Below are 16,936 nucleotides of genomic sequence, written 5' to 3' on the forward strand. Positions count from 1 at the left end.
AAATAATGTCTATAAATCAGCGGCTTAAATTCCTGCTGCCAATTTTTTTGGAAAATTACCCTGCGACTTTGGAACCTTCGCAATTAGACCTACGTGGAGGGCAGCTAAAGGCGATGGACATGCCGAACTACAAGAAACCAAAAGGTGACAGAGTATGCTTATTCGCAACGTATTGTTCACTGCCCTATCGGCAGCCGCAGTAGGTCTGACAGGCTGTCTGGACAGCAGCAGCCAGACTCAGAAGAATGCCAGCCCCGACTATCAGATCAATAGTGGTCTGATTGAGCGCGGCACCCACCCGTTGTTTGATCCGCTGGAAACCGAGTTCGTCATTCCAAGCGATGCCCTGTTTTTCCTGAGCGAAGTTGACGATGGCACCATGCTGAACGGCACCGATCCCGCCAATCCGGTGACCCAGGGCATCGGATTCCTGGACGGTGCTTCAGTGTTGGCGCCCATTGATATCAAGATCAGCGCCAGCCTTGATGACCAGCAGACCCTTGATGCCCGTGATTTTGTCGAAGTCGATGGCCAGGTAGTGCCGAATCCCGATCAGAATGTGTTCCTGATCCCTGTTGAGTATGCCGGTGGTGATGCGCTTCAGCCGCTGGATGCGGAAGCACCGGGCCTGACGCCTGCGGCCCGTTATCGTCAGGCACTGCGCCTGCGGGAGCAGGGTGATACCACAGCCGCTGACGCCATCTTCAGCGACCTGCTGGCGGAGAAGGTCCGGGTTGAACTGCTGGACATCGACGGCGGGCTGAACAACCTCGTCCGGGTATTGCCCCTGACGCCTCTGGCGGCAAAAACACAGTATGTTCTGGCCCTGACCAACGACCTTGTTGATGCCAATGGCGAGCCGCTGGTTGGCTCACCGGCCTATCAGTCTGTCGCCGACCCGGCACAGACACTGTCGAATGCCGGCTTTCAGCCGTTCCGGGATGCTATGCTGCCGGCTCGAAACCTGGCCGCCGATTACTTTGATTTCAAGAGGGAATTTCCCGAGGCAACCGGTTTCACCTCCGGCTTTGACGATGTGGTTTACACCACCGCGATCACCACTACAGCGGTGGAGGATGTGATTCTTGCCAACGCCGCACCGGTTACCTATTACCGTTCCATGTTGGCTACTGCCCAGCGCCAGCAGGAACTCGGCAAGCTGGTGGGTGGCGTTTACAACCTCAGTGACCAGCCTCTGGGTGAGGGCGCAAGCGATGAAGAGTCCAGCCTTAACTCGGCGCTTTACGCCACTCTGACAGACCCGGGTTTCCGCCTGTATGACGAAGATCTGGCAACCATTCTGATGGACGCCAACGGCAATGGAACCACCGTTCGGTATGGCGATGTTGTTGCGGATGCCGAGGCCGATCGCCGCATCGCGCATATGGTTCAGGTGGCGACTGCCCTGGCAACCGACGCCAGTATGGATGTTGATAGCCAGGCCCAGACTCTGGCCGCTGCCGCCGAGACGGTGGTCGATACGCCCAAGCCTCGCCCGGTTAACGTGTTCAGCCAGCGTGATGGAGGCGATGTCAACGAGGCGCTGGCACAGGAAGTGGCCGGTACGCCCCTGAATATTCATGTCTACGAGGGCGAGATTACCCTGCCCTATTTTCAGGCCGTGCCAGCCGAGGGCGACGGTTCCAGGCTGCAGAGCGAAAGCTGGGTGCCGGCCGATTTCTCGGACGACGCCTCCCTCAGTGCGGCGCCCTCTGACCGGATCACTTACCGGTTCCCGTTCGCGGGCAAGGTCGCTGATACCACCGTGCCACTTGTCGTTGCGGCCCCGGATACCGATAACCTGACCATTGCCGGCCAGCAGCCCGTAAACGGGTATCCGGTTATCATCTATCAACATGCCGTGACCACCGACCGCTCCGCCATCTTGCCCATGGCGACGGCAGCCGGGCTGCTTTGCGCGGACCCCGCCAACGGTCACGACTGTTTTGTGACCATTGGTATCGATCAGCCACTGCACGGCATCTTTGGTGAGGGCACCGTTGGTCTTAACCCCATCACGTCCCAGGACGGCGCCTCGGCGGAAGCCACGGAGCGTCATTTCGGTTTTGCCGCGGATTCGAACCTCGACGCCGTGCCTGCCGGGGAGCTGGAAGCGCCGGAATCCGGCAGCCTGTTTCTGAACTTCGCCAACTACGCCAACACCCGCGACAACATGCGCCAGGGTGCTCTCGATCTGCTGAATGTGAACGCGTCGCTGCAGGCTATTGAGGATGCGATCAACGCGTGCGCGGATTGCCCCCAGACACTGAACCTGGATCCGAACCGGGTCTACTTCCTGACCCATTCCCTGAGTGGCATGGGAGGCGCCGCCTTCCCCCATGTCAACAATGCGGCAATCGATGCGGGTAATACCGACCTCCATCCGGTTACGGCGTCCAACTTCCTGAATACCGGGGGAGGCTTCACCCGCCTGGTGGAGAACTCACCGTCCATCGCGCCGCGTGTGTTGCCAGGCCTTGATGCAGCCTCCGATGGTGTTCTGGCTCAGGGCCGGACCGAGCTAAACATCTATTTCAATGTCTTCCAGGGCTTGCTGGATTCTGCCGATCCCACCGCCTTCGCACCCCTATACGACTCTGAGCAGATACTGCTGACTGAGATTGTCGGGGTTTCCGATGACGCTGGCCGTCCTACGGACGACACGGTCCCCAACGCCGCAGACCCTCTGCTGTACCCGCTCGGACCGCTGGCAACCACAATTCCGGAAACCGGTTTTGTGATCCAGGGCGAGAACATGCCACTGGCGGGAACGGATCCATTGGCCGCGGCCATGGCAGCCGAGTCCACTCCGTTGGCTGCAGGCTCGCCCTACATTACCCGCTATCTGGAAGGCTCCCACGGCAACCCGATTTCTGCTGGCCAGAAGAGCGCGGATAGCTTCTCCTCCCGAGCCGTCTTCGACGAAATGGTTTTCCAGATGTTGACGCTGTTTACCGGGGACGATCCGGTCACGGTCAACAATCCCTGCGTCGTCAAGGATGCGGATGCATCCGGTACCGACTGCTCGGCCGAGGGCAGTACCGATTCCGGCGATGGTAGTGGTTCAAGTGGTGACGGCGGCGGGGACCAATCCGGTGGTGGTCTCGTGGATGGTGGTCTGCCGATCTGATCCCGATCCGGCATCCCGGGCAACCGGGGTGCCACCCGAATTCCCTCTGATATTAAGTAAATCATGGCGTTAGCCTCGCCACACGGGGAGGCTTTGCCTAAAACTTGCGGAGCAAACGCAATGACAACAAGAAACTCCACATTGTCCAGGCTGGCTCGCCCGGCACTGGCGTTGCAACTGGCCTGCCTTTCCACGTCGGCTTTGGCTTTTGACTTCGACGTCTACGAGATTGATGCCTCATTCAGCACTACCCTGACTGCCGGCATCGCCTACCGCCTCGAAGACCAGGACAAGGACCTGATCTCACAGGGTAACCTGGGTCAGGAGTTTGCATTCAGTGACACGGGGGCATCCTCTAATAACTTCGATGACGGCAACCTGAATTTTGAGAAGGGTGAGCCGTACTCCCAGATCCTTCGCGGTCGCAGTGAACTGTTCCTGGATTATGCGCCGGACAGTGACACCCTGACCCGCGTTGGTGCTCTGGTGCGCGGCAGTTATTACTATGACTACGAGCTCAAGGATAATCCCCGGGCTGTGGATCCAGTGGGCCAGCGCCGTGAGCTGAATGAGGAGGCCAGGGACAATGCGGCGGGAGCAGACCTGCTTGACGCCTACGTTTTCACCGACTGGTATTTTGGCGATACCCCGGTGTCCATTCGTTATGGTCGTCAGGTAGCCAACTGGGGCGAAAGCACCTTTATTCTTGGCGGCATCAACGCGGTGAATCCGATTGACGTTCCGGCCTTCCGGGCTCCGGGTGCGGAACTGAAGGACGTACTTCTGCCGGTCGAGATGCTGTACACCTCGGTTGGCATTACGCCGGAAGTGACTATCGAAGCCTTTGTCCAAACCGACTGGCAGCCATTCCGGATCGATGATTGTGGCACGTTCTTCTCTTCGGCCGATGTTGCCGCCGATGGTTGCGGACCGGTTCTGCTCGCCGGCCAGGTCCCGGACTCCCAGGCGCTGGCCGAGGGATTTGTCTCTCCCCGACTGGGTGACAGGGAACCCGGTGACAAGGATCAGTTCGGCGTTGCCGCCCGCTGGTTTGTGACCGACCTGGATGCCGAACTCGGTCTGTTTTACACCCGTTATCACAGCCGCTTGCCCTACATCAGTGGCGTGGTTAATAACCCGGAGTCGCCAGAGGCAAACCAGTTCAACGACCCGAGCAAGCCATTTTCCCGCTTCCCGAGTTATTTCATCGAGTACCCCAAGGGCATCGACCTTTTAGGTATGAGTATCAACACCACACTGCCCACCGGCACCTCACTGGGCGCGGAATACAGCTTTCGCCCGAACATGCCGATCCAGTGGAACACGTTTGAGCTGATCTATGGGGGGCTTCAGCAGCGCGGCCCGGACGGCCAGGTGGTCAGCAAACTGGAACAGCGCGAGCGGGCCAGGGGCGGTAACTATGCAGGCGACGCTGTGGATGGTTATGACCGCTTCAAGGTCTCCCAGGCCCAGGCGACCGCAATTCACTTTATTGACCGCGTGATGGGCGCAGCCCGCTTCATCATCGTTGGCGAGATCGGTGCGACCTACATTCACGAATTGCCCGGCAAGTCTGAGGCTCGTTACGGCCGCTCCGGTATCTACGGTGTTGGCCCGGTTCCGCTGGATGGCGCAAATTTCACCGGCGATTACTGCAGCCAGGGCACTGACGACAATCCGCGCCTCAACATTAACGCCAGCAACTGCCGCGGTGACGGCTTCACCACGTCTTTCTCCTGGGGCTATCGGACCCTGTTTGTCTGGGACTATCCCGATGCAGTGGCGGGCGTGAATCTGCGACCAAAACTGTTCTGGACCCACGATGTGAAAGGGTATGCGCCGGATCCCGGTGGCAACTTTAAAGAAGGCAACAAGTCCTTGGGACTGGGCCTCGAAGCTACGTACCAGAACGCCTACAAGGCGAACATCAGTTACACCAATTACTTCGGCGGCGATTACAACGTTACCAATGACCGGGACTTTATCGCCGCCTCCATTTCCTATTCCTTTTAACGAACATCTGACCTGACAGGAGCGATTCTCCATGAACACGATGAGAAACCTTATGTATGGCGCTGTGGCCAGTGCCTTGTTGGCCTCCGGGTCTGCGGTTGCCGCGGTATCGCCGCAAGAAGCGGCCAAACTGGGCGACACCCTGACCCCGATGGGCGCGGAAAAGGCTGGCAACGGCGATGCCATTCCGGCCTGGGACGGCGGTCTGGCTGAAGCCCCGGCCGGTTATCAGGGTGACGGTCGTTATGTCGATCCGTTCTCCGGTGATCAGGAGCTTTTCCGCATTGATCAGAGCAATCTGGAACAGTACGCCGATAATCTGAGTCCTGGCCAGGTTGCTATGATCAGGTCCCACGATGATTACTTCCTCCCCGTCTACCAGACCCGCCGGACTGCGACCTATCCGGAAGCGGTGCAACAGCAGACCATGGAAAATGCCACCAGGGTGGAACTGGTTGAAAGTGGCAACGGTCTGAAGAACTATCAGACCGCAACGCCATTCCCGATACCCGAGAACGGCCTGGAGGCGATCTTCAACCACATTACCCGTTACCGGGGTGGCTCGTTTACACGCAACGTGGCGCAGGTGACTCCGCAACCCAACGGTGATTTCAGCCCGGTGAAGTTCACCGAGTCGTTCACCGAGCGCGTTGCACTGAAGGACTACGATCCTGCCGACGACCCGAATGTGATGTTCTATTTCAAGCAGGCGATTACCGCGCCTTCGCGACTGGCCGGGAACGTCCTGCTGGTGCACGAGACCATCAACCAGGTGAAAGAGCCGCGCCGGGCGTGGCTTTATAATTCCGGCCAGCGTCGGGTTCGCCGGGCACCGAATGTTGCTTATGATGGCCCGGGTACCGCCTCAGACGGCCAGCGCACCTCGGACAACCTGGATCTCTATAACGGCGCCCCCGACAGGTACAACTGGGAGCTGGTCGGCAAGAAAGAAATGTACATCCCGTATAACTCGTACCGTCTCGCCAGTGGCGAGCTGTCATACGACGACATCATCAAGCCCGGGCACATAGACCAGGAGCTGGCGCGTTACGAACTGCACCGGGTCTGGCATGTCAGGGCGACCCTCAAGGATGAAGAGCGCCATGTGTACGAAGTGCGGGATTTCTACCTGGATGAGGACACCTGGCAGATCGCACTGGTGGATCATTACGATGGCCGGGGCAACCTGTGGCGGGTTGCAGAAGCTCATGCCATGCAGATCTACGACGCCAACATCCCCGCCTACGCCTTCGAAACCCTCTATGACCTGCTGTCAGATCGCTATCTGGTAATGGGTATGACCAATGAGGAGGACACACCCTACGAGTATGGCACCGAGCGGAGTTCACGGGAGTACACGCCCTCAGCACTTCGCAGGGCCGGTGTTCGCTAAGGCATCTATCGAGAGGGACTCGGCCCGGGGGCCGTCATTGACGGGGACCGGGCCGGGCCATTGGAAAGGAGGAGAGGTCATGCTGGAGCTTATGCAAGCCACACTGCTGTTCGAGGTCGAACGGCGGCTGGTCTTCCGAAATGGCGAGTGGCTGGTCCGAACCCGGGAAATTCCCGAACTCGGACCTTACAGTTCAAGTCTGGAAGCGGTCGAGGGACTGTATCGTCACGTTGCCATTTGTTCCGGGCGGCTCAGGCAGGGTGAGCCAAAGCTCGTCCGGGATTTCCTGCAGCATTCCGTTGCTGAGTGTCATGAGCCAGGCTGCCAGTTCTGTGCAGACCTTTTGGCATTGAGCCCCGGAGCGCCCAGGGTTCAGCTGAAAGCGGCGATGCCGGTCTGACCACGACCCAGGATCAGGGCATGAACATCGTGGGTGCCTTCGTAGGTATTCACGGCCTCCAGGTTCATGACGTGCCGGATTACATGATATTCGTCCGCAATGCCGTTGCCGCCATGCATGTCGCGGGCAACCCGGGCGATATCCAGTGCCTTGCCGCAGTTGTTTCGCTTGAGCAGTGAAATGGCATCCGGTGTTGCCGTGCTGTCATCCATCATACGGCCCAACTGCAATACCGCTTGCAGCCCGAGGGTGATCTCGGTCTGCATGTCCACCAGTTTTTTCTGGATCAACTGGTTGGCAGCCAGGGGTCTGCCGAACTGCTTGCGCTCCAGGGTGTAGTTGCGGGCCGCGTGCCAGCAGAATTCCGCAGCACCGAGGGAGCCCCAGCTAATGCCAAACCGGGCTTTGTTGAGACAGCTGAACGGTCCCTTCAAACCTTCTACCTCGAGTTTGTTTTCGTCCGGTACGAATACCTCATCCATAAAGATGGAGCCGGTGTCGGATGCACGCAGGGAGAACTTGCCCGGAATCTTGGGAGTGTCCAGCCCCTTGGCGCCCTCACGCTCAATCACAAAGCCGTTGACCTTGCCGTCCAGCTTGGCCCAGACCACGCAGATATCCGCGATCGGAGAGTTGGTTATCCAGGTCTTGGAGCCGCTCAGCAGGTAGCCACCGTCAACTTTCTTGGCGCGGGTTTCCATGCCCGCCGGATCAGAGCCGTGGTTGGGCTCGGTCAGGCCAAAGCAGCCGACCATTTCACCAGAGGCCAGCTTGGGCAGAATGCGCTTTTTCAGGGCCTCCTGGCCAAAGGCATGGATGGGGTGCATCACCAGCGACGATTGCACGCTCAGCGCTGAGCGATAGGCGGAATCTACCCGCTCCACTTCACGGGCGATCAGACCGTAACAAACGTGGTTCAGGCCGGGGCCACCGTATTCCTCTGGCAGGGTGGCGCCCAACATGCCCAGTTCGCCCATCTCGTTAAAGAGGTTGCGGTCAAACTTTTCATGGCGGTTGGCCTCGGTGATGCCCGGCATCAGTCGCTGATCACAGAAGCTGCGAATGCTGTCGCGAACCTGGCGCTCGGTCTCATCCAGTTGTCTGTCTAATTGCAGCAGGTCATCCCAGGGTGCAGAAGCCATGGTGTTTCTCCTCGTTATAAAATCAGTTGTTAGCCCGTTCAATCACAGCAGCAATGCCCTGGCAATCACTTCGTTAATCTCGATAACATCCATATCGCTGATGGTCAGGCCGGCCTTGCCTTGTTATTAATGTTACTATAGTTTCGTATAGCGGAATACAGTTTTGTATTGAGTTCTCAAAAAGACTAATCCGGGTGTGTTGGAAATGCAAGCAACGTTAATGGTCGTTGGGTCGGTAATGCCATGAGTGCAGTGGTGCGCTGGTTGCTGCCCGTTGCGGTTTTGCTCGAACTGGTGGCTATGTGTGCCTCGAATAAACCGCTCAGTGCAGTGGCGGGGGTGTTGTTTCTGGGCTGTTTCCTGCTGGCTGGCCGTCGTCTGCAGGGTTATTCCCGTGCGCTTCTGCTTGCGTCTCTGGTGGTGACGGCCTGGTTGGCTGTTGGTGACCAACTGAGTATGGCTCAGTTGGTCAAGGCGTCGGGAGATGCTGCGTTTTATGCGGCCTTTCTTGGCAGCCTGGGCATGATGCAATGTCTGGTGAGGCGTTTTGAGGTACTGCGCCGGATTCATGATGTGCTGCTGGGTGGTCGTGCCGTCTGGCTGTACCCGAAGTACGCCCTGGTCAGCTGTGGTATTGCGTCGGTGCTTAGCTTCGGCATGATGAATCTGCTGTGTGGCAGCTTGTCGGAGACACTCAGGGCGCGGGGCGTGACCGGTTCGTCGCGTTTGCAATGGTTGCGGTGTGTTCTGATCAGTGCCCTCAGAGGTTTTGCCCTGGTGCCCCTGGTCGCACCGACCAGTGTGGCCGTTGCCATCCTGACCCGGGAGTTGCCAGAGTTGAGCTGGTCGATGCTGCTTCCGTTCGGTGTTGTTGCCGCTGTTTTATTGATCGGCGTGGGCTGGTTGCTGGAACACCGTCGGTTCCGTCAGGTCAGCAGTGAACGCCTTGTGCTGGAGCACTGGCCGGCGGGTACACTGAAGCTGGTACTGCTCGTGCTGTTGGTCTTTGCCGTTATGGCTGGCCTGGTTGCATTGACCAGCCTGAAAGTGTCGGCGGCCGCGATGCTGGCTGTCCCTGCGGTTACCCTTCTGTATATCAGCTGGGAAGACCGTTCACCGGGCACCGTGCTTGAGGAGACTGCCTCACAGGTCTCGGGCATGATTAATGAAATGGCGATTTTTGCCGCCTCGGCGATTCTGGGGGTGGCACTTTCCAGTATCATTCCGAGGGATGTTCTGAGCGGGCTGGTCAGTTCAACCGGTGGTGTGCTGATGCTGGCGACGACAGGCATGCTGATGCTTCCGTTACTGTCCGCGATCGGTATTATTCCGATCACCGTCCTCAGTATTCAGGCCGGATTACTGCCCGGGCTGGTTGCTGAAGGTATGGACCCATTGCTGATATCAGTGGCATTGGTGATCGGTTTTTCCCTTGCCATGATGCTGTCTCCTTTCGGGCCTTCGGTCATGCTGCTGTCCCGTTTCGGCCAGGTATCCCGCTGGGTAGTGGCGTTTCGCTGGAATGGGGTGTTTGTTCTGATCGCGGTGCCGCTGCTACTGGCGCTTCTGGTGTTCGAGGCGGTGCTGCTGCCGGCCGTGAGGTAAGGGCCGGCAGACTTGCGGGACTCAATAGCCTCTGGAGGTATCAACAATGCCGGTAATTGGTCTGCCATTGGCGTGATCCCGGATCTTCCCGGTAATCTGTTCGAGAGTCTCCTCCCGCAGAGTGCGGGCAGAAATATGCGGTGTGATGGTGATGTCTTTGCGGGTCCAGAATGGATGGTCCGATGGCAGTGGCTCCTTACGGAAGACGTCCAGTGACGCTCTGGCAACCAGGCCGTCATCCAGCGCCTTCAGCAAATCCTCGTCCACCAGATGCTCACCACGGCCCACGTTAATGACGACAGCGCCAGGCTGCAGCTGAGCAAGTACGTCATAGTCGATGATATTCCGGGTCTCGTCCGTGAGCGGCAGGGTGTTCACCAGTACGCGGGTGTGCTTCAGGAAATCCGGCAGATTTTGCCGGCCGGCAAAGGTGGTGATGTTGTCCAGCTGGTGTTCGCTACGCGCCCACCCGAAGACCTGGTAATCGAGATCTGCCAGTGTCCGGGCAACCCGCTTGCCTATCTGGCCGAGTCCCATAATGCCCACGGGCCAGTCCGTGCGCTTGATCGGGCGGTGAATTTTCCATGTGCCTGCACGCTGTTGCTCCCGGTAAATTTCCATTTCCCGGCTCGCTTCCACGAGCTGATGCAGGACGTACTCTGCCATCTGGACTGACATGCCAGCGTCTTCAAGGCGCACGATGGTCAGGTTGGGCGGAAGGTTGGGGACAGTCAGAAGCCCGTCAATCCCGGCCCCGAGGTTAAAGATCGCCTTCAACTTTTGCTCCCGCTCAAAGAGTTCCGCCGGGGGCTGCCAGACAATAGCGTAGTCGGCATCGATTGCAGTGCCGTCCGGATTCCAGGCGTGCACTTCCGCTCCCGGCAGTAGTTTCTGGATTGGCGCGGTCCAGCGTTCTGGTTTCGGGTCCTGAGCAACAAAAACGACCTTCATTGGGCCTCCGGGATCGCAACGCGATGAATAATTAATTATGATGTTTCGCTAAGCAGAACCGGGTGCTGAATCAAAGCCGCAGATCCGGATTGCTGTCCTGAGGTATGGGTGCTTTTTCGAAGCATAAAGGTCAAGTGTTTCACATCAGGCACGATTTTTGAAAAGACTTTGTGGTACTTGATTTCACCAACGATTAAAATGCCTCATCTTTTCTATTCATGAGACTTATATCCCGGACATCGGATTGGGCGATGCTGTTGGAGGACGCCGTTATATGTCAGAAGCAAAAACCACCTCACCGGAGTTGATGGCTGCGTCCGGTGACGGCGAACCGGTGAAGCCGGAGAAAGATCGCAAGTTTGTTGAAGCACTTTCCCGGGGCCTCGATGTCCTCCGTGCCTTCAGTCAGGGGTCGGTGATCCTGGGTAATCAGGATATTGCCCGGATTACCGGTCTGCCTAAGCCGACGGTCTCACGGATGACCTATACGCTGACCAAGCTGGGCTATCTCAGCTACAACACCCAGCTCGAAAAGTACCAGCTGAGTTCCGGTGTGTTGGCTCTGGGTTATGCGTACGTCTCCAATCTCAAGGTGCGGCAGCTGGCCAAACCCTACATGGACGAGTTTGCACGCCAGACCAACATGTCCGTCGGGCTGACCTGTCGGGACCGTCTGCACATGATTTACGTGGAGAATCGCCTGCCGCCGGAAGCTTCCCTGCTGCGCATGGATATTGGCCTCAAACTGCCCATGGCGACAACCTCTGCGGGTCGCGCCTATTACTGCGCGATTGCCGAGAAGGGGCGTAAGGTTATTGAAGATGCCATGGCCGTGAAATATGGTCCGGAAGGCTGGCCTGAGAAAAAAGAAGGCCTTGAGCGTGCCAAGGAAGATTACGATAAGTACGGCTTCTGCCTTTCCCTGGGCGATTGGGATCGTAATATCAATTCTGCGGGCGTGCCTATTCACCTGCAGGACGGCACCATCATGGCGCTGACCTGTGCCGCGCCTTCCTACCTGGTGCCTGGTGAAAAGCTGCGGGAATCCATCGCCCACCAGCTGGCGATGCTGGCAAGTGACATTGAATCCCTGGGGGTCTGATGAGCCCCAGGCCCCGCTTGCTGTAATTGCTTGCGTACAAAAAACCGCAGAATTCGTTCTGCGGTTTTTTTATGCCTGTCTTTAATTGATGGTTGAAACCTGTCAGCAACTTGTATTAAATCGTTCCAATGTTTCGCTTGTTAAAACTACATTTCATATAAAGCGAGGAGGAATTATGTCTGAGGTCGTAACTTACAACCGGGAAGACAACATTGGCGTGATCACCGTGGATTATCCGCCGGTCAACGCCCTCAGTCATGCCGTTCGTTCTGGTCTGGTGGCTGCGCTCGAGCAAGGCCGGCAGGACCCGGACGCCAAAGTCCTGTTGCTGGTTTGCGAAGGCCGTACCTTTATTGCTGGCGCTGACATTCGCGAATTTGGCAAGCCGATGCAGGAGCCGGGGCTTTCTGCTGTTGTTGCGGAATTTGAAAACAGTGACAAGCCCGTTGTTGCCGCCATTCACGGCACCGCGCTTGGTGGCGGTCTGGAAACTGCGCTTGGCTGTCATTACCGGGTTGCACTGAGCAGTGCGAAAGTTGGTCTTCCGGAAGTGAAGCTTGGCCTGCTGCCCGGTGCTGGCGGAACTCAGCGGCTGCCGCGACTCACCGGCGCCCAGAAAGCCCTGGAAATGATTACCTCCGGTGAGTTTGTCGATGCCAGAGACGCGCTCGCGCTTGGCATCGTGGATGTGGTCGAAGAGGGCAGTGATGTTCGTGCCGCTGGCCTGGGTTTCGCTCGGAAAATTGCTGATGAAGGCAAACCGGTGCGCCGGGTGCGGGATCTTACCGACAAGATTGAAGCCGATAAGGGTAGCGATGTATTCGAGCAGTTCCGTGCCGGTCTGGAGAAGAAGGCCCGCGGCCTGTTTTCCCCGTTCAAATGCGTGGACGCGGTCGAGGCTGCGTTTAATCTGCCGTTTGATGCCGGCATGAAGCGTGAGCGCGAACTGTTTATGGAATGTATGGACTCGCCGCAACGCGGAGGCCTGATCCATTCCTTCTTTGCCGAACGTGAAGTCTCGAAGGTCAAGGGACTGTCCAAAGACACGCCGGTCCGTGATGTCACCAGTGTGGGCATCATTGGCGCCGGTACCATGGGCGGCGGCATTGCCATGAACTTTGCCAATGCCGGTATCGCAGTCACTATCGTTGAAGTGAAACAGGAAGCCCTGGACAAGGGGCTCGGCATTATCCGCAAGAACTACGAAAACTCGGCGAAGAAAGGTCGTATCACCCAGCAGCAGGTGGAAGATCGTATGGCGCTGATCAACGGCAGCCTGACTTACGATGATTTCCGGGATGCTGATCTGGTAATCGAGGCGGTGTTCGAGAACATGGCCATCAAAAAGGAGATCTTCGCCAAGCTTGATAGTGTGTGTAAGCCGGGTGCCATTCTGGCCTCCAACACCTCAACGCTGGATATCGATGAAATCGCTTCAGCCACAAAACGCCCCGAAGACGTAGTGGGCATGCACTTCTTCAGTCCGGCTAACGTGATGAAGTTGCTGGAAAATGTTCGTGGCAGCAAAACCTCTGACGAAGTTAAGGCCACCGTTATGGCGGTTGCCAAGAAGATTCGGAAAGTCGGTGTGCTGGTTGGCAACTGCCACGGCTTTGTGGGCAACCGTATGCTGCACAAGCGTGGTGCCGAAGCCATGTCTCTGGTTAACGAAGGTGCGACTCCGCAGCAGGTGGACAAGGTACTGACCGACCTGGGTTACCCGATGGGGCAGTTTGCCATGTCGGATCTTGCCGGTATTGATGTTGGCTACCGTATTCGTGAAGAGCGCCGGAATGCCGGAGAAGATGTAGCGCCAAGCTGGATGGACAAGCTGGCAGAGCAGAATCGCCTGGGCCAGAAGACGATGGCGGGTGTCTACAAGTATGAGGAAGGCAGTCGCAAGCCGATTCCGGATCCCGAAGTGGACCAGCTGATTGCAGACTTCCGCAAGGAACAGGGCATTACCTCGCGTGCGGTTACCGATCAGGAAATCCTGGAGCGCTGCATGTATGTGATGATTAACGAAGGCGCCAAGATTCTGGAAGAGGGCATTGCCGATCGTTCCCTGGATATCGACATTGTCTGGATCTACGGCTATGGCTTCCCCGCTTACCGTGGTGGTCCCATGTTCTGGGCGGACCAGATCGGTCTCGACACCATCCTGAATGCCGTGGAGAAGTACTACGACGATACCGGTAGCGAGCAGTGGAAGCCTTCGGCCCTTTTGAAGAGGCTGGTTTCAGAGGGCAAGACCTTCGGCGAGCTCTGAGGGTACTGGCAAGGGCCGGTTTGATGGTGGGCTCCGGGTAGCCTGATGATTGGGTGCGGGGGCCCGGCAGAAAAGACTCCCCGCGCCGGGCCCTGCTAGACAACGCAGTTATATCTCTGGCCACACTCCTGTTTTTTGGTGGCTGAAAATCTTTATGGTGAGGTAAGTCTTATGTCAGATGCAGTTATTGTTTCCACGGCCCGGACAGGCCTTGGTAAATCCTACCGGGGTGCTCTGAATAATACCCACAGCGTGGATATCGCCGGCCATGTGATCAAGCATGCGGTTGAGCGTGCCGGTATCGATCCGAACATTGTTGAAGACGTGATCCTCGGTGCGACCTTCCATGAAGGCGCCCAGGGCAAGAACATGGCGCGCCTTGCGGCTATTCGTGCTGGCTTGCCGGTGACCACCGCAGGTCTGTCCATTAACCGGTTCTGCAGTTCGGGCCTTCAGTCCATTGCGATTGCGGCCCAGCGGGTGGTATCGGAGAAGGTTCCGGCCATGGTAGCCGGTGGTGTGGAGTCCATTTCGCTGGTGCAGAACGACAAACTCAACAGCTTCCACGCCACCAATGACTGGCTGATGAAGAACAAGCCTGAACTGTACCTTTCGATGATCGAGACCGCGGATATCGTGGCCCGGCGATACGGCGTCAGCCGTGAGTCGCAGGATGAGTACGCTTTGCTCTCCCAGCAGCGCACGGCGGCGGCTCAGCAGGCGGGCAAATTTGACGACGAGATCGTTCCGTTCGACGCGACCATGCTGGTGAAAGACAAGGAAACCGGTGAGGTAAGCCAGAAGGATGTGACCCTGAACGGTGACGAATGCAACCGTCCGAACACGACTCTCGAAGGTCTTCAGGGCCTGAATCCGGTGCGTGGTGAGGATCAGTTTGTCACCGCCGGCAACGCCAGTCAGCTGTCTGATGGTGCCTCCGTGTGTACCGTGATGAACAGCACTTACGCGGAAAAGAACAACATTGAGCCCATGGGTATCTTCCGTGGTTTTGCGGTTGCCGCTTGCGAGCCGGACGAGATGGGCATTGGTCCGGTCTTCGCCATCCCGCGTTTGCTGGAGCGTACCGGCCTGAAAATGGACGACATCGATCTGTGGGAGCTGAATGAAGCCTTCGCGTCCCAGGTGGTCTACTGTCGCGATCGTCTTGGTATTCCCATGGACAAGCTGAACGTGAACGGCGGCTCTATTTCTGTTGGCCATCCCTATGGCGTCACCGGCTCACGCCTGGCTGGCCATGCGCTGATCGAAGGCAAGCGCCGCGGTGCGAAATATGTGGTGGTAACCATGTGTATCGGCGGTGGCCAGGGTGCTGCAGGTCTTTTTGAGGTGGTTTAAGCCCCGGTCAGGCCTTCGATGATATGGTGGCAGGCAAGAACGCCTGTGGCGTGACTGTGTTTGACTGAGTCAGGAGCAATAGCATGAACATTCTTAGCAAGAACTACATCAACGGCCAGTGGATCGACTGGAATGGCGACACCATTGATGTGCACGAAGCTGGCACCGGCGAGGTGATTGCAAAGGTTCCTGCTTCCGGTCGGGAGGAAATGGAACAGGCCATCGCTGCAGCCGACGACGCCTTTGAAAGCTGGTCCGAGAGTTCACTGGAGCAACGCATCAAGGTGCTTGAGCAGCTTCATGCCGGGCTGAAAGAGCGTGGTGGGGAAATTGCCGAGACCATCTGTCGGGAAGTGGGCATGCCCATCAAGCTTGCCACCGGCATTCAGGCAGGGCTGCCGGCAACGATCACCAAGACCTACCTGAAAATGCTGCCGGACTTCCCGTTTACCGAGCAGTCCGGGAATTCGGAGGTGCAGTATGCGCCGGTGGGTGTGGTCGGCTGTGTGACCCCCTGGAACTACCCTTTGCATCAGGTCATCCTGAAAATTGTTCCAGCCATTGCGGCCGGATGCACCGTGGTTCTCAAACCTTCGGAGATTGCGCCCCAGAGTGCCTACATACTGGCTGAAATACTCGATGGTACCGATCTGCCCAAGGGCGTTTTCAACCTCGTCTGTGGCCCCGGCCATACTGCTGGTGATTCGCTGATCAAGCATCCGGATGTGCGGATGGTGTCCTTCACCGGTTCCACCCGTACCGGCCATCTCATCGCTCACTCGGCGGCGGATGATTTCAAACGTATTGCCCTGGAAATGGGCGGCAAGTCTGCCTCGGTTATTCTGCCGGACGCCGACCTGGGTGCGGCGGTAAAGGGCACGATTAACAACTGCCTGTTGAACTCCGGGCAGACCTGTACCGCACTGACCCGCATGCTGGTGCCGGCCGACAAGCACGATGAAGCCTGTGAGCTGGCCGCGGCTGCGGTCGCGAAAATGACACCGGGCAATCCGCTGGAAGAAACCACCCGTCTGGGACCGCTGGCTTCGGCCCAACAGCGTGACCGGGTGGTCGATTACATCAAGCTGGGTATCGAAGAGGGCGCCACCCTGGTTGCGGGTGGTCCGGACGCACCCGAGGGTTGCGAAAAAGGCTATTTCGTCAAAGCGACCGTGTTTGGCAACGTCAAGCCGGACAGCCGTATTGCCCAGGAAGAAATCTTCGGGCCGGTGCTGAGTGTCATTCCCTACAGTGACGAGAAAGAAGCCATCCGGATCGCCAATGGCACCCCGTATGGCCTTTCAGGGGCTGTGTGGTCTGCCGACCAGGACAGGGCGAAGAAGGTCGCCGGTAAACTGCGTACCGGTCAGGTATTCGTCAATGGCGGGGCGTTTAACCCGCTGGCGCCGTTTGGAGGATTCGGTTATTCGGGCATCGGACGGGAATTCGGCAAGTGGGGTCTGGAAGAGTTTCTGGAGGTCCGCTCGCTGCAGCTCTGATGAACCAGGTTGGACCGGCCACTGGGGTGGGGTGCCTTTTCTGCCGGGGAAAAGATGTCTGAGCGCAGCGAGTTAT

At 57.8% G+C, this 16,936-nt stretch carries 11 protein-coding genes; 9 read left to right on the plus strand and 2 right to left on the minus strand.

Features of this window, described 5'->3' with window-relative positions; all coding sequences use genetic code 11:
* Positions 1–154 precede the first annotated feature (154 nt).
* The 4 genes from KFJ24_RS16515 to KFJ24_RS16530 all read left to right on the plus strand — a co-directional run bounded on the left by KFJ24_RS16515 (position 155) and on the right by KFJ24_RS16530 (position 6,936).
* A complete protein-coding gene (locus KFJ24_RS16515; protein ID WP_250832202.1) occupies positions 155–3,130 on the plus strand; it encodes a hypothetical protein in 2,976 nt (991 codons plus the stop codon).
* 120 nt (positions 3,131–3,250) lie between these two features.
* Positions 3,251–5,143 carry a DUF1302 domain-containing protein gene (locus KFJ24_RS16520; RefSeq protein ID WP_250832204.1) on the plus strand — a complete coding sequence of 631 codons (1,893 nt, stop codon included), beginning with the start codon at positions 3,251–3,253 and terminating at the stop codon, positions 5,141–5,143.
* 40 nt (positions 5,144–5,183) lie between these two features.
* Entirely contained in the window at positions 5,184–6,536 is a 1,353-nt protein-coding gene (locus KFJ24_RS16525; RefSeq protein WP_434968041.1) for a DUF1329 domain-containing protein, read from the plus strand.
* Between the two features lie 79 nt (positions 6,537–6,615).
* Positions 6,616–6,936, plus strand: a complete 321-nt coding sequence (locus KFJ24_RS16530; RefSeq protein WP_250832208.1) for a hypothetical protein — start codon at positions 6,616–6,618, stop codon at positions 6,934–6,936.
* Here KFJ24_RS16530 and KFJ24_RS16535 read toward each other — a convergent pair.
* Positions 6,909–8,078 carry an acyl-CoA dehydrogenase gene (locus KFJ24_RS16535; protein WP_250832210.1) on the minus strand — a complete coding sequence of 390 codons (1,170 nt, stop codon included), beginning with the start codon at positions 8,076–8,078 and terminating at the stop codon, positions 6,909–6,911. The two genes, KFJ24_RS16530 and KFJ24_RS16535, sit on opposite strands and share 28 nt — an antisense overlap.
* A gap of 243 nt (positions 8,079–8,321) precedes the next feature.
* On the opposite strand from KFJ24_RS16535, the gene KFJ24_RS16540 reads away from it, so the two are divergent.
* Positions 8,322–9,683 (plus strand): hypothetical protein, encoded by a 1,362-nt coding sequence (locus KFJ24_RS16540; protein ID WP_250832212.1) that lies wholly within the window; start codon positions 8,322–8,324, stop codon positions 9,681–9,683.
* A gap of 21 nt (positions 9,684–9,704) precedes the next feature.
* On the opposite strand, the gene KFJ24_RS16545 is transcribed toward KFJ24_RS16540, so the two are convergent.
* Entirely contained in the window at positions 9,705–10,634 is a 930-nt protein-coding gene (locus KFJ24_RS16545) for a 2-hydroxyacid dehydrogenase (protein ID WP_250832213.1), read from the minus strand.
* A gap of 307 nt (positions 10,635–10,941) precedes the next feature.
* Between KFJ24_RS16545 and KFJ24_RS16550 the strand changes: the two genes are divergently transcribed.
* The 4 genes from KFJ24_RS16550 to KFJ24_RS16565 all read left to right on the plus strand — a co-directional run bounded on the left by KFJ24_RS16550 (position 10,942) and on the right by KFJ24_RS16565 (position 16,860).
* Positions 10,942–11,736, plus strand: coding sequence for an IclR family transcriptional regulator (locus tag KFJ24_RS16550; protein WP_250832686.1), 795 nt, complete (start codon positions 10,942–10,944; stop codon positions 11,734–11,736).
* 175 nt (positions 11,737–11,911) lie between these two features.
* Entirely contained in the window at positions 11,912–14,005 is a 2,094-nt protein-coding gene (locus tag KFJ24_RS16555) for a 3-hydroxyacyl-CoA dehydrogenase NAD-binding domain-containing protein (protein WP_250832214.1), read from the plus strand.
* Between the two features lie 171 nt (positions 14,006–14,176).
* Positions 14,177–15,361: an acetyl-CoA C-acyltransferase gene (locus KFJ24_RS16560; RefSeq protein ID WP_250832215.1), complete on the plus strand. Its 1,185-nt coding sequence runs from the start codon at positions 14,177–14,179 to the stop codon at positions 15,359–15,361.
* Positions 15,362–15,444: 83 nt separating this feature from the next.
* Positions 15,445–16,860, plus strand: a complete 1,416-nt coding sequence (locus KFJ24_RS16565) for an aldehyde dehydrogenase family protein (protein WP_250832216.1) — start codon at positions 15,445–15,447, stop codon at positions 16,858–16,860.
* The last annotated feature ends 76 nt before the right edge of the window (positions 16,861–16,936 follow it).

This window comes from Marinobacter sediminum (genome assembly GCF_023657445.1).
Lineage (GTDB): Bacteria > Pseudomonadota > Gammaproteobacteria > Pseudomonadales > Oleiphilaceae > Marinobacter > Marinobacter sediminum_A.